Below are 14,374 nucleotides of genomic sequence, written 5' to 3'. Positions count from 1 at the left end.
TTGACCGCAACTGAGCTCGGCGTTACGTAAGTGTGCAGTGAACATCTTATAGAGTTGAATATAATTGCAAAAAATTTAAATTGCAGCGAAGGTAGAAAACGATGAATGAGAGAGAGCTAATTCGTAAACTAGCAAAACCCTTAACATGGGGTTCCGGTATCATTACCGGGATAATGATTACAATATGCTTAATATTGGCAGCAAGTAACTCGGAGTCAGTCAAATTATTTTCGTTTTTATTTAGCGTGCTACTTTTCTATTCGTTGATCCAAGGCTCTGTAAATAGCTCTTTAGCCAGAGAAATTGTCCGCTTAGACGAAAAAATAGAAGAACTTGAAAGACGTATTCCTTAAAAATACTATTAAGTGATAACATAAAGATTGGTCAAACCAGGGACGCTGCCATTTAATCTATGCCCAATGCTTATATTATCGGTTTAGGAAAATCGGGAATTGCTGCTGCGCGACTATTAAAACGGGAAGGTTACTCAGTAACGCTGAGCGATCGCGCCTCCTCCCCAATCTTACAACAGCAACAACAGGAACTCGCAACAGAAGGTATTGCAGTTGAGTTGTGCCATTCATTTGCACCAGCAACACCTCTAAAATTAATAGTTGTGAGCCCTGGCGTTCCTTGGGATTTACCAGCATTAATCCGCGCCAGAGAGCTCGGAATTGAGACAATAGGAGAAGTAGAACTCGCGTGGCGACATCTGCAATCTCAGCCTTGGATTGGGATCACCGGCACTAACGGCAAAACCACTACAACCGCCCTGATTGCTGCTATCTTTCAATCGGCGGGTTTTTACGCTCCGGCTTGTGGCAATATTGGCTATGCTGCTTGTGAGTTAGCTTTGGGCGAAAAGCCTCCCGATTGGGTAATTGCAGAAATGAGCAGTTATCAAATTGAATCATCGCCCTCAATTGCGCCTAAAATTAGTATTTGGACGACTTTTACTCCCGATCATCTCAGCCGCCACAAAACCTTAGAAAATTATTACAACATTAAAGCGCATTTGCTAAAGCAATCCGAGTTGCAAGTGATTAATGGAGATGACCCTTATTTGCGCCAAAAAGGGGTGGAAAGTTGGCCAAAAGCTTGCTGGACAAGTGTTAAAGGTAAAGCGGAATTGTTGGGAGATCCGGCGCGCGGTGCGTATATTGAAGATGGATGGGCGATCGCGCTGGATGAAAAAATTCTGCCCGTTGATTCTTTGCGGATGGTAGGATCTCACAATCAGCAGAATTTATTGATGGCAGTAGCGACAGCGCGTTTAGCAGGAATTGAGAAAGATGCGATCGCGCAAGCAATTGCTAATTTCCCCGGAGTGCCCCACCGCCTCGAACACATCCGCACTTGGGCCGGCATAGACTTTATTAATGATAGCAAAGCCACCAACTACGACGCAGCCGAAGTCGGATTAGCCTCCGTTGCGACACCCGCGATCCTAATTGCAGGCGGTGAAGCCAAAGAAGGCGACGATATCGCCTGGATCGAAACCATTCAAGCCAAAGCCGCCGCCGTTTTACTAATTGGTAACGCTGCTGACACCTTCGCCAAGCGTTTACAACAAGCTAATTACAACAACTGGGAAATAGTAGAAACAATGGAACGAGCCGTTTCCCGAAGTTCGGAACTTGCTAAAGAGCATAACGCGAAAGTTGTCCTGCTGTCACCAGCCTGTGCTAGTTTCGACCAATATCAGAACTTTGAGCAACGAGGAGATGATTTCCGGCAGTTATGCCTAGAGTCGCTACCTTAGAAGCAGGAAGGAAAAGAATTTGTAAAATTTTTCCTTTCCTGCGTTAAAAAATATCAAATTTGACAGAAAAAATTTCATAAGGCAGTAATATTCAAGTTATTCAAGAGCGAGAGCGTCTAAATTTAGCGGTCAAATCAAATTTGGCTGCATAGTTGTTATTGCTATCCTATCCTGTACCCATCTATTCTATCCTCAAAGCAGATTAGAGTTGCCAGTAAAAGCATGGGCGATCGCTAAGCAACTGGATTGGATATCCAGTAACATCTAGATTCCAGCAATCAAGGGTGTATTTACGATGTTGGTTTTATTAACCCTAGCCCTCTGATTCTATTCCCTTCTTCCCCTAGCCCCTAGTCCCTAGTTCTAATTAGGTGTGAGTAGCAACAATGTCAAAATTTTTTGGGAAAAACTTCTGGTTTTGCCTAGCTGTTATTAGCAATGCCTTGCTAGTAGAAAACATAGCTATTGCTACAGAAACAACTGCGGTTGTTAGTCAAATTTCTGATACTACAGATGCCATTGCAATTACCAACGAACTAAAGCAATTTGACTCAGAAGTTGAGGATATTACCAACACATCAAACGCAGTTGCCCCCATCGTCATTGCCAACGAAGTAAAGCAATCGCAACCCACCGCAATTGAGCCAGAGCAAAATTATCCTACTCAGACAGAGTTTGTATCTAAATCGCAAGTTACCAACTCCATGAGTCAGGTGACATCAGTATCTCAACTATCCGACGTACAGCCGACAGATTGGGCATTTCAAGCCCTACAATCCCTCGTAGAACGCTATGGCTGTATAGCGGGATATCCCGATGGTACATTTCGCGGTAATAGAGCATTAACTCGATACGAATTTGCCGCAGGATTAAACGCTTGCTTAGACCAAATTACCAGATTAATAGGGGGAGCTACAGCTAACTTTGTCACCAAAGAAGATTTAGCGGTATTGCAACGATTGCAAGAAGAATTTGCCGCCGAATTAGCTACTCTGCGAGGTCGAGTAGATAGCTTAGAAGCGCGGGCAACGGAACTCGAAGCCAATCAATTCTCAACCACTACCAAGCTAAATGGAGAAACCATTTGGGGAATCACCGATACCTTCGGAGACGGCGCTGTTGATGATGATAATACTAATACAAACTTTGGCTACCGGGTGCGCTTGAATTTCGACACTAGCTTTACTGGCGAAGACAGATTGAGAACCAGGTTGCAAGCGAGAAATATGGCGAGGTTGGATCGCACAACTGGAACCCCAATGACTCGCACGAACTTTGACGGCGATGACGGTTCCCAAATCATTCTCGATAAATTAAGCTATCTCTTTCCTCTTGGTAATAACACTACTGTTGAAATTGGGGCAAAAGGACTTACTTCTGACGATGTGGGGCCGATTATTAATCCCTATTTAGCGGGTTCCGCTGACGGTGCTGTTTCTCGGTTTGGGGCCTTCAATCCTGCTATTTACAACACCCCTGGAGAAACAGGAATTGCGATTAATCACCGATTAGGAAATAAGCTGAATTTAACTTTGAGCTATCTCGCTAATACTGCGGCCGATCCTACTGAAGGTAACGGACTTTTTAATGGTAGCTACGGCGCTTTAGCTCAATTGACCTATTCGCCAACTCCTCAGATCGATCTGGCATTAAGTTATGTCCGAAGTTACTCCCGCCGCAATGATGTTAACTTGTCTATAGGCACCGGCAGCAATAATGCTAATGAGCCTTTTGGCCAAGAAGCTACCAGAGGAAATCACTACGGTTTTGAGGTAAGTTGGCAACTTTCCCCTCGATTTGCCCTTGCAAGTTGGGTAGGATATGTAGATGCTAAACAGTTGTCTGGGGGAGATGCAAGTGCGGGGATTTGGAACGGTGCGATCGCTTTTGCTTTCCCGGATTTGTTTAAAGAAGGCAACCTTGGTGGCATCATTGTTGGTATACCGCCAAAGGTGACTGAGAATGATATTAAGAGTAATAGAGATGATGCTACTTCTCTCCACGTAGAAGCTCTATATCGCATCCAAGTGAATGACTTTATCAGCGTTACCCCTGGCGTTTATGTGATTACCAATACAGATCACGACAGCGACAATGGTACAACATGGGTAGGAGTTCTGCGAACTAGCTTTACTTTCTAGACCCTATAAGTAGGGTGCATTAATTATGTACCCTACAAGTAAATTTATGTGATAATTATCTATTTGGAAGAAGACTTACTATAATTGTTGGTAGCGCCGCCGTCCTAGCGGTATCTTGACCGCCGGGACGGTGGCGCATTAAACTAAGCCACAGAAGTGTTTACCTAGTTTGCTGGGATTGTTAAGGGGAATGCTGAAGATGAAACGGTGGAAAAAATTAAAATCCTTGATGGTGGTTGCGATCGCCGTCGCTTTCTCATTGATTGCGATCGCGAGTTATTCTCAAACCGCCAACAAGACTTTAACAATGGCGACTTCCCCTGATTACCCGCCCTATGAATTTAAAGATACTGCTGTTAGTGGTAATGAAATTATCGGTTTTGACGTAGATATCGCCAAATATATTACGAAAGAATTAGGCTATCAATTCCAAATCATCGGTATGGATTTTAACGGCTTAATTCCTGCTTTGCAAGCAGGGCGAGCCGATTTTGTCATGGCAGGGATGACTCCCACACCTGAACGGAAAAAAAATGTTGATTTTTCCGATCTTTATTACGAAGCTCAAAATACAATTGTCGCTAATAAAGGCAGCAAACTAACCAAACCTGAAGATTTAGCAGGTAAAAAAGTAGGCGTACAACTGGGAAGTATTCAGCAGGAAGCTGTCAAAAAGATGGCGGGAGTGGAGGTAGTTTCCCTAAATAAAATTGCTGATATCATTCAAGAAGTTAAATCCAATCGACTGACTGCCGGGATAATTGAAGATACTGTTGCTAAGGGTTATGCAGAATCAAATCCCGACTTAGAATTTAATGTAATTCCTAATACTGAAGAAAGCGGTTCTGCGATCGCCTTTCCGAAGGGTTCGCGATTAGTTCCAGAGTTTAACCGCGTCCTCCAGCAAATGAAAGACAATGGTAAACTTAAGGAACTAGCTACCCAGTGGTTTTCTCGACCAATAGCTCAAGAACCGACTACAGATCAGCCAGCCGCTACCCCAAAATTTGGTCTAGATTTTGGCAAAATATTGCCGAATCTGCCTTTTATCTTAGGCGGAATCTGGGTCACATTAACATTTACCCTGCTGTCAGCATTTTTGGGATTTATTTGGGGAATTGTCCTGTCTCTCTTTAAGATTTCTACCATTAAACCTCTTTCCTTATTTGCCAACGGCTACACTTCAATTTTCCGGGGAACGCCCCTAATTTTGCAGTTAACTTTAGTTTACTTTGCAACGCCACAGCTTACGGGGTATAATATATCAGCGCTGCAAGCTGGTGTGATTACTTTTTTCCTCAATTCTGGGGCTTATATCTCCGAAACAATTCGCGCTGGAATTCAAGCTGTAGATAAAGGGCAAAAGGAAGCAGCAGAGTCCCTTGGTGTTCCCTACAAACTAATGATGGGGGATATTATTTTACCGCAGGCTTTAAAAAATATTTTGCCTGCCTTGGTAAATGAAAGTATTGCTTTGTTGAAAGACTCAGCTTTAGTTTCAGTAATTGGCGTAGAAGATTTGCTACGTCGCGCTACAATTGTTGGAGCAGAGAAGTATATTTACTTTGAACCTTTGATATTTGTGGGGATAATTTACTACTTAATGGTGCTTAGTTTAACTTGGGGGGCAAATGTACTCGAACGCAGACTCCAAAGTAGCAGTTAAGGTTGACAGACTCTATAAATCCTTTGGTAATCTCAAGGTTTTGCGCGAGATTAGCACTGAGATTAATCAAGGAGAAGTGATTGCCATTATCGGCCCTTCCGGGTGCGGTAAGTCTACTTTTTTACGCTGTTTAAATTTACTGGAAATTCCTACTTCTGGAAATATCTACATTGACGGAGTTGATATTACTTCGGCGAATGTAGATATTATGAAAATTCGCCAGAAAGTAGGGATGGTGTTTCAACATTTTCATTTATTCCCGCACATGACGGTACTGCAAAATGTGATTTATGCGCCTATAAAGGTGAAGCAGGTTGCTAAGGATGAGGCGCATCAAAAGGGACTAGAATTGCTTGAAAAAGTAGGTTTGTCAGATAAGGCGGAGGTTTACCCTTCTAAGCTGTCGGGAGGACAAAAACAGCGGGTGGCGATCGCACGATCCTTGGCAATGGAACCGGAAATTTTGTTAATGGACGAACCGACTTCTGCACTCGATCCAGAAATGGTTAAAGAAGTGTTAGATGTGATGAAAGCTTTAGCGCAGACGGGAATTACAATGGCAATTGTCACTCACGAGATGGGATTTGCGCGGGAAGTAGCTCACCGGATATTATTTCTGGATGGTGGAAAAGTGGCTGAGGATGAACCGCCGAGGGAGTTTTTCAGTAACCCGAAGTGCGATCGCGCCAAGCAATTTTTGGAAAAAATGCTTTAATATTAAATCGGGTTAGTTATCCCCTTTATTTGTCGGCGATTGAAATCGCTACTACACAAACAAAGTCCGCCTACGCGGACTATAAGAAAAAGGGATAATGAACCCAGAGTTGATATTAGCTATTCAACCAATATGTCTTCCAAATTGCCTGAATTCTCGCTTGCTGTTCTAGTACGAGTTCCCTATAAACCTGCATTATTTCTTCATGGGTGAAGTCAATAATTAAGGCAGCTAATTGACCCGCCGTTTCAGCTTCTAACATTAATAATTTCAGTTTTTCCATCTCTTCTCGATTCGTCGTCATTACTACGTTAGCAATTTGCCGGACATGATATTATTATATCAATTTATAGCCTCAGCTTTATGTGGATTAGCCGTACAAATCTCTTTAACTCTTGCATTAAGAGTGTTGAGTTGGTGATTGTCCATTCTATCTAACTCTTGTGCTGATATTTTCAATTCCCCCCTGCATAGCTCAGATCGCAGTTCCTCATCAATCTCAAGTATCTCTCGATCGGAGGTTAACAGTCTTTGGAGCAAAATTTCAATTTCTCTGTCTAATTTACGTCTACCTTCCTCAAAAAAGTCTTGAGAATTCGATCTAAATAAACCGCTATTCACCCGCTGAATTTGACTATTGGTCAAAGGGTTAGCCAAGGCAGGAATTACAGAGATTGCTGCCAAAAATAATGCAATTCCCAGACTAGGAATTATCTGTTTTTGAAGGACTTTCATAAATATCTGGATGAGTTTCAGTTATAGTTGGTTCCCTTTTCTCTGACTCATCGGCTAATCGATCTGCTGCTTCCATTTTATCTTGCCATTCAGAAAGCTGCTCAAAGAGGTGTTGGCTGATTTCAAATTTAACTTTATCTTTATCTTTCTCTGACATATTTTTTCCTAGTTTATTTGACTCAATTAGCTATGGAGAAGTCTTAAATATTTGCAAAATTATGCCGATTAAAGAGCCCCCAAGGAGAGTAAAATTAGCTAAAGAAGTAATTCCAAAACCGAGCATCCGTTTCTCCGCAGCTTGATAGTAACCCCAAGCAAATAAAATGCGCCCAACTAACCAAAATGCACCAATTCCAGAAGCCCAAATTGGACTGATAAACTCGGAAAATAGCCACAGTGACGGCAAAAAGATGACAAGTTGCTCTAAAGTATTCTGCTGAACGCGCACCACGCGCTCAAAGTCAGGATTCCCTGTCATCTGGGGGGGAGATATTTTATACTTAGCTCTAGCTCTCCCGACGTTGAGGATGAAAACTAAGTAGACGAGTAAAGCTGAGGCAGTTACTAAACTAGGCCAAGGCGACACGGGCATTCTCCCAAGAATCTATCCATATATTATAACAATTATCAGACTGACACAGAGCTCCCGCTAACTTGGTTCCTGACTCTGATTTTGTGGCGATCGCGATTTTTGAGCCGATCGCTAATACTCCCTGATTCAGTTTGTATAGAGATGTGCAGGCGATAGCAGGTAGCCGGGAACAGGATCGCAAGGGTGAGCGTCAGCACAGGTCAATATAACTAACCATCTCACGCGATCGCAAAATTTTCAGCGTTAAGGCGTGCATCTTGAGTTAATATTGCTAAGTCATAACTATATTGCTGCTTCTGGAGCTTGTGCAAATATGCAATCGACAGTGAATGCCGAATCGACAGCGGTTCATTTCAACCAACGGGCAGAAATCTATTTATCCCAAGGGAAAGTAGAGGAAGCGATCGCTGCTTGCGAACAAGCCCTGAAGGTAAAACCCGATTTTGCACAGGCTCTAAAAACTTTGGGCAATGCCCTCCAAGCTCAAGGTCGCGTTGAGGAGGCAAGGCACTGGTATGCTAAGGCAATTCAAATTCAGCCAAATTTTGCTGAAGCTTATGCCAACTTGGGCAGTATTTACGCCGCTGAGCAAAAATGGTCGGAGGCCATCACTCATTATCAAAAAGCGATCGCGCTGAAACCAAATTTCGCGGGAGTATACCGGAATTTGGCTAAAGTATTAGCCCAAATGGGTAAGGATGCCCAATCTCAAGATTGCTGGTATCAGGCATTCACTCTGGAACCGGAAAAGGCAACGGCAGAGGAACACATGAATTTGGGTAATAGCCTGTTGCAGCAGCAGAAGCTACAGGAGGCAGTTAATTGTTACAGCCGCGCCATTAAATTAAATCCTAATTTGGCCCAGGCTTACCAAAATTTGGGGGATGCTCTCAAGCAAGCGGGTAATTTGGAGCAAGCCGCCCCCTATTATAGAAAAGCGATTGAATTGAAGGCTACGAATGGCAAAACGGCAAGTGGGGGTGTAGATACTCTACCTTCGGCAAGTCAAGCTATAGATACTTTGCCTTCAGCCAGTCAAGGCGTGGATACTTTGCCTTCGGCAAGTCAGGGTATGGATACTCTGCCTTCGGCAAGTAGGACGAATGGTACTGTTAAGCAGCGCCCTGCGGCACCGGCAGTCGGCATTAGTACAGAAGACCCAGAAGCATACAATATCTTGGCGGAGGGGTATTTAGCACAAGGGAAATTCCCCCAAGCGATCGCGGCCTGTAGGCGATCGCTACAACTTAAACCGGATGCGGCAATATACAAATTATTGGGGAATGCCTTGCAAGCTATGGGCAAGGTAGAGGATGCAAAAAACTGTTATCTCAAAGCTTTGGAAATTAACCCGAATTTTGCTGAGGCTTACGCTAATTTGGGTAGTCTATATGGGGGTCAGCAACAATGGCAATCGGCGATCGCAGCTTATCAAAAGGCGATCGCGATTAAACCAGATTTCGCTGGTGCTTACCGCAATTTTGCCAAACTGTGGACACAGGTAGGGAAGCCACAGGAAGCAGCCGAATGTTGGTATCGAGGGTTTAATCTCGATCCGAGTAAGGCAACAGCCGATGAATATATTAATTTAGCTAAAACTTTCTTGGAACAAGGGAAACTAGAGCAGGGGATTGATTGTTATCGTCGGGGACTGGAGTTAAATCCTAGTTCTTCTTGGGGATTCCACGAGTTAGCAGAAATCCTTAAAAATCAAGAGAACTGGGAAGAATCGGTTGCTTTTTACCGCCGTGCAATTGAGTTAAATCCTGACCATTCTTGGTCGCACAATAATTTAGCTGATGCGCTGATGAAGTTGGAACGGTGGGAGGAGGCTGTTCCTGCTTACTTAAGCGCAATTAAGTTAAATCCCGATCATTCGTGGTCGCATAATAATTTAGGCGATGCGCTGGTGAAGTTGGAAAGATGGGAAGAAGCTGCTGAGGCTTATGCTGGCGCGAATCAAGTTAAAAATGATTTTTTCTGGTCGCAGAACAATTTAGGGGATGCGCTGCTGAAACTGGAACGCTGGGAAGAAGCGGCGGCGGCCTACCAGCGGGCAATTGAGCTTAATGCTGACCATTTTGGATCGCATAGTAATTTAGCTGAGGCTTTGGTGAAGCTGGAAGATTGGGAGGGGGCGATCGCAGCTTACCGCCGTGCAATTGAACTTAACCCAGATTTCTTCTGGTCGCAAAATAACTTAGGAGATGCTCTAATCGAGCTGGAACGTTGGGAGGAAGCGGTTCCCGTTTATAGGCGGGCGTTGGAACTTAACCCAGATTTTGCTTGGGCTCATTACAATTTGGGGCAAGCTTTAGAGCATCAGGAAGAGTGGGATGAGGCGATCGCGTCTTACCGCCGTGCTGCTGAGATTCAGCCGGATCTGCCTTGGCTACCTCAAAAATTAGCTGATGCGATTAGACAGAGGGCTCAATGGGATTTAGAGGCGGCGAGTAAGCTTTATCGGGAGGCGATCGAGTACAACCCCGATGATGTGCAACTGTATCATAAGGCTTTGGAGATTGCGCCGAATGATGCCGATCTTTATGTGGGGTTGGCTGATGCTTTGGTAAGACAGGGTTGGTTGGATGGGGCGATCGTTTTTTATCAGATGGCGTTGCAGATTCAGCCTAGCGATCGGAGAATTTCGGCGCGGTTGGAAGAGGTGTTAAAAAAAAAAGGGGTGACAAAAACGGTGCATGGGGGTGATGGCTTAACGATCGCACCTTCCAGCAAAGCTATTGATAATATTGGTGCAGATACGGAGTACCACAAATTAGGCGAGACTTTTCAAGCAAAAGGTAAAGTCAAGGAAGCTATTGCAGCCTACACCAAAGCACTCGAAGTTAACCCAAACTACTTCGGGACTTACCACAACTTAGGGGATCTCCACAGAGCGCAAGGTAAACTGGAGCAAGCTATCAATTCTTACCGTAAAGCGATTGAACTCAATCCCCAATTCGTGTGGTCTTACCATAACTTAGGAGACGTATTTCAACAAGAAGATCGCCTAGATGAAGCTGTTATCGCTTACCGTCAAGCGATCGAGGTAGATTCTACTTTTGGTTGGTCTTACTACAATTTAGCGAAAACTCTAGCTAAACAAGAGCGGCTTTCAGAAGCTTTGGAAGCCTACGAAACGGCGAGCAAACTCGACCCCAAACTTTTTGGTTTGGATTATCAAAATCTCCGAGATGCACTATTTCTCGGTCAAGACTCAGCTTACACAAGGTGGCGTGCTAAGAACAGCCCCAGAGAAGCAGATTTGCGAAAGATGGCTGAGACGGTAGAAATCTTTAGCTACAAGCCACTGATTAGTATTATCATGCCTGTGTATAATACGCCTGAAAATTATCTGAGGGAAGCCATAGACTCGGTTTTGCATCAAATCTATCCTTGCTGGGAATTGTGTATTGCGGACGACGCATCAACGGCTACTCATGTGAAGCAAATATTGTCAGAATATACAGCTAAAGATAGTCGGATCAAAGTAGTTTATAGAACTAAAAACGGTCACATTTCTCTCAGTTCAAACTCCGCTTTGGAGTTGGCTACAGGAGAATTTATATCGCTACTAGACCACGACGATACTCTGACACCTGAAGCTTTGTATGAAGTAGTTTTGCTATTAAACCGCCATCCTGAAGCGGACATGATTTATTCAGATGAAGATAAAATTTATCAAGATCGGGAATTAATAAATCCGTTTTTTAAGCCAGAATGGAGTCCTGATTCATTTTTATCTCGGATGTATACTTGTCATTTGGGAACTTACAGACGATCGCTAATCAATGAAATTGGTGGTTTTAGAGTAGGTTTTGAGGGAGGTCAAGATTACGATTTAGTTTTGAGGTTTACGGAAAAGACTGACAAAATCTTTCACATTCCTAAAGTTCTCTACCACTGGAGAATGCACGCTGGTTCTGCGGCTGGGGGAACTGATGCAAAACCCTATGCCTACGAAGCATCTCAAAAAGCTTTGCAAGAGGCAATAGAGAGAAGGGGTGAACCGGGACAAGTGGAAAGCGTTCCTGAGTTTTTGGGACATTTTATTGTCCGCTACAAAATTACTGATTACAAGCGGGTGAGTATCATCATTCCAACCAAGGATTTAGGCGATGTGTTGGATAACTGCTTGGAGTCTATCTTTACTAAAAGCGTTTACCCAAATTACGAAGTTATCGTTATTGATAACGGTAGTAAAGAGAAGCATACGGCAGAAATTCTAGCGAAATGGAAAGCTAAGGAATCAAAAAGATTTAAGAGTTATCTCTTAGATATTCCCTTCAATTTCTCTAAGATTAACAACTACGCTGCTAGTAAAGCTGAGGGAGATTACTTGCTGTTCTTGAATAACGATACAGAAGTAATTACTCCCGATTGGATTGAGGGAATGGTTGAACAAGCTCAAAGAAGCTCAATTGGAGCTGTGGGTAATTTGTTAATATATTCAGACAACAAAATTCAACACGCTGGAGTTGTAATGGGTCTGGGGGGGGGAGTTGCAGGTCACAGCTATTATCATATGTCTAGATCTATCCCAGGATATTTTGGGAATGCGATCGGTCTTAACAACGTTTCAGCGGTAACGGCTGCGTGTTTAATGTGTCGCCGGGAAGTATTTGAGAGTGTGGGGGGGTTTGATGAAGAGCTAACTGTAGCTTACAATGATGTGGATTTGTGTTTGAAGATGTTAGAAAAGGGCTACCGCAATATTTACTTGCCTCATGTGGTTCTTTACCATCACGAATCTAAGAGCCGGGGTTATGAGGATAATCCAGAGAAGAAAGCCCGCTTGGATCGAGAATCAAAGATTATAGAAGGTCGTTGGCAAAAGTATATTGACAATGACCCTTATTACAGTCCAAATTTGACAAGGGTGTGTCAAGACTCAGGGATTCGGCTTGAGGCATAAATCAGCCCACAACAATCTACTCACATTTGGATTGGGGATTTGAATGTGAGTAGGCTGTCTGAGCAGAATTTGCTTCTGTTTTTCCCTCTCTCTGCTACAATCGTTACACCAGAATTTAAAGTTTCAACTCTAATAAATATTGGCGAAAAAAATATGAATGACTTATTGAAAAAAAATCAAGACAATGTTTCTACTTATTTTAACCACGGCAACTTATTTAAACAATCGGGCAAGTGGGAGGAAGCGGCGGCGGCTTATCGCCGATGTCTTGAGTTAAATCCTGATTTCTCTTGGTATTACCATAATTTAGGTGAGGTTTTGGCTCAACAGGGGAAGTTGGAAGAGGCTGGGGACTGTTACCAGCGGGCTTGTGAACTGAACCCAAATTCCGCTTGGTCTTGGCATGGTTTAGGGGAAATGCTGGAACGGCAGGGCAATTGGGATGGGGCGGTTGCAGCTTATAGGCGGGCTGTGGAGATATATCCAGATTTTTATGAGTTTCATAATAGTTTGGGGAAGGCTTTGTGCTTCCAAGGTCAATTGGATGAGGCATTAGGGTGTTTGCGTCATGCCATTGAACTTGATGCTGAGTCGGCTTTGCCTTATGAAAATTTGTGGGAGGTTTTGGCGAGGCTGGGACAGGTAGATGAGGGGATTGAGTGTTTGCGTCAGGCGATCGCGCTGAATCCAGGTTCTTGGGAATTGTACATGAAGTTGGCAGAGGCGCTGCAAGGAAAAAATGAGTTAGAAGAGGCTATTGCTGGTTACGGAAAGGCGATTCAGCTTAATCCTGATTTTTATTGGCTTCGTTATAAGTTGGGAACGGCTTTGGCGGCTAAAGGTCAATGGGAGGAGGCGATCGCATCTTATAAGCAGGCCTCTGAATTGGAACCAGGGGCGGCGATCGTTCACCACTATTTAGGCCATACTTTGTCGATCGTGCAGCGGTGGGAGGAGGCGATCGGATCTTATCAGAAAGCGCTTGATATTGTACCGAATGCGGCTATAGTTTACCAGCATTTGGGGGATGCGTTGACGCGGCTGGGAAGATGGGAGCAAGCAGTAGGCGCATACCGGAAGTCGGTGGAGTTTGAGCCAAATTCGCTGGAGGCTCAGGATCATTTGGGGTTTGCGCTGTATCAGTTGGGGCGGTATGATGAGGCGATAGCGGCTTACCAGAAAGCCTTGGAAGTGGCTCCCAATTCGGATGTGGTTAATTTCCATTTAGGGGATGCTTTGCGGCAGCGAGCCAGGGTGCAACCGCTTCAAAAAGATATTGATGCGGATTTAGATGCTGCGGTGAATTGCTATCGCAGGAGTATTGAACTGAATCCAAATAATTTGGAGGTTTGTCGAAAGGTTTTGGAAATTAAGCCGGATGAGCCGGTGTTGTATTTGCAGTTTGGTAAGGCTTTGGCACTGCAAAATCAGTTAGAGGGCGCGATTGTTCAATATAAAAAGGCGATCGAACTTGATGCAAATAATATCGAACTTGATGCAGATAATATCGAACTTGATGGGAAAAATGGGGAGGCTTATAGGTATTTGGGGGATGCTTTGACTAAGTTGGGACGGTGGGATGAGGCGATCGATGCTTACGATCGATCGGTGAAGGTTAATCCAGATGATTTTATGTGTTACGCGGGTTTGGGTGATGTTTGGTTGGGTAAGGGGATGGTAGAGAGGGCGATCGAGTTTTATCAAAACGCGATCGAGCTTAATCCTGATTTGGCTGAGGTTTATGATAAGTTGGGTGATAGTTTGGCTAAGGTGGGGCGACAAAAGGAGGCTAGTGTTTGTTATCGTCGGGGGCTGGAAGTGAAGACGAAGTAATGGACTTGGGCTTTT

At 43.9% G+C, this 14,374-nt stretch carries 12 protein-coding genes; 7 read left to right on the top strand and 5 right to left on the bottom strand.

The window, feature by feature from the left end:
* The first annotated feature begins 101 nt into the window (after positions 1-101).
* The 5 genes from PN499_RS16495 to PN499_RS16475 all read left to right on the top strand — a co-directional run bounded on the left by PN499_RS16495 (position 102) and on the right by PN499_RS16475 (position 6,284).
* Entirely contained in the window at positions 102-353 is a 252-nt protein-coding gene (locus PN499_RS16495) for a hypothetical protein (protein WP_272033167.1), read from the top strand.
* A gap of 59 nt (positions 354-412) precedes the next feature.
* Positions 413-1,762, top strand: coding sequence for a UDP-N-acetylmuramoyl-L-alanine--D-glutamate ligase (gene murD, locus PN499_RS16490; RefSeq protein WP_272033166.1), 1,350 nt, complete (start codon positions 413-415; stop codon positions 1,760-1,762).
* Positions 1,763-2,148: 386 nt separating this feature from the next.
* A complete protein-coding gene (locus PN499_RS16485; protein WP_272033164.1) occupies positions 2,149-3,903 on the top strand; it encodes an iron uptake porin in 1,755 nt (584 codons plus the stop codon).
* Positions 3,904-4,102: 199 nt separating this feature from the next.
* Positions 4,103-5,569: an ABC transporter substrate-binding protein/permease gene (locus PN499_RS16480; protein WP_019487624.1), complete on the top strand. Its 1,467-nt coding sequence runs from the start codon at positions 4,103-4,105 to the stop codon at positions 5,567-5,569.
* Positions 5,535-6,284 carry an amino acid ABC transporter ATP-binding protein gene (locus PN499_RS16475; protein WP_272033162.1) on the top strand — a complete coding sequence of 250 codons (750 nt, stop codon included), beginning with the start codon at positions 5,535-5,537 and terminating at the stop codon, positions 6,282-6,284. Before PN499_RS16480 ends, PN499_RS16475 begins: the two co-directional genes overlap by 35 nt.
* Positions 6,285-6,399: 115 nt before the next feature.
* On the opposite strand, the gene PN499_RS16470 is transcribed toward PN499_RS16475, so the two are convergent.
* From PN499_RS16470 to PN499_RS16450, 5 genes are read right to left on the bottom strand one after another with little or no spacing between them, the layout of a single operon-like run.
* Entirely contained in the window at positions 6,400-6,588 is a 189-nt protein-coding gene (locus PN499_RS16470; RefSeq protein ID WP_007357207.1) for a hypothetical protein, read from the bottom strand.
* A 38-nt stretch (positions 6,589-6,626) separates the two neighbouring features.
* On the bottom strand, positions 6,627-7,019 hold the full coding sequence (locus PN499_RS16465; protein ID WP_272033159.1) for a hypothetical protein: 393 nt from the start codon (positions 7,017-7,019) through the stop codon (positions 6,627-6,629).
* Positions 6,988-7,176: a hypothetical protein gene (locus PN499_RS16460; RefSeq protein WP_272033158.1), complete on the bottom strand. Its 189-nt coding sequence runs from the start codon at positions 7,174-7,176 to the stop codon at positions 6,988-6,990. The genes PN499_RS16465 and PN499_RS16460 overlap by 32 nt, the downstream gene beginning before the upstream one ends.
* Before the next feature lie 30 nt (positions 7,177-7,206).
* Positions 7,207-7,611 carry an MAPEG family protein gene (locus PN499_RS16455; RefSeq protein WP_272033157.1) on the bottom strand — a complete coding sequence of 135 codons (405 nt, stop codon included), beginning with the start codon at positions 7,609-7,611 and terminating at the stop codon, positions 7,207-7,209.
* Positions 7,589-7,792, bottom strand: a complete 204-nt coding sequence (locus PN499_RS16450) for a hypothetical protein (protein WP_272033156.1) — start codon at positions 7,790-7,792, stop codon at positions 7,589-7,591. Before PN499_RS16450 ends, PN499_RS16455 begins: the two co-directional genes overlap by 23 nt.
* A gap of 132 nt (positions 7,793-7,924) precedes the next feature.
* Between PN499_RS16450 and PN499_RS16445 the strand changes: the two genes are divergently transcribed.
* A complete protein-coding gene (locus tag PN499_RS16445) occupies positions 7,925-12,526 on the top strand; it encodes a tetratricopeptide repeat protein (protein WP_272033155.1) in 4,602 nt (1,533 codons plus the stop codon).
* A 153-nt stretch (positions 12,527-12,679) separates the two neighbouring features.
* Entirely contained in the window at positions 12,680-14,359 is a 1,680-nt protein-coding gene (locus PN499_RS16440) for a tetratricopeptide repeat protein (protein ID WP_272033154.1), read from the top strand.
* Positions 14,360-14,374: the final 15 nt, after the last annotated feature.

It is taken from the genome of Kamptonema animale CS-326 (assembly GCF_028330895.1).
Classification (GTDB): Bacteria; Cyanobacteriota; Cyanobacteriia; order Cyanobacteriales; family Microcoleaceae; genus Kamptonema; species Kamptonema formosum.
Note: the sequence above shows the minus strand (reverse complement) of the source record. Positions and strands in the feature narration are given on the sequence as shown.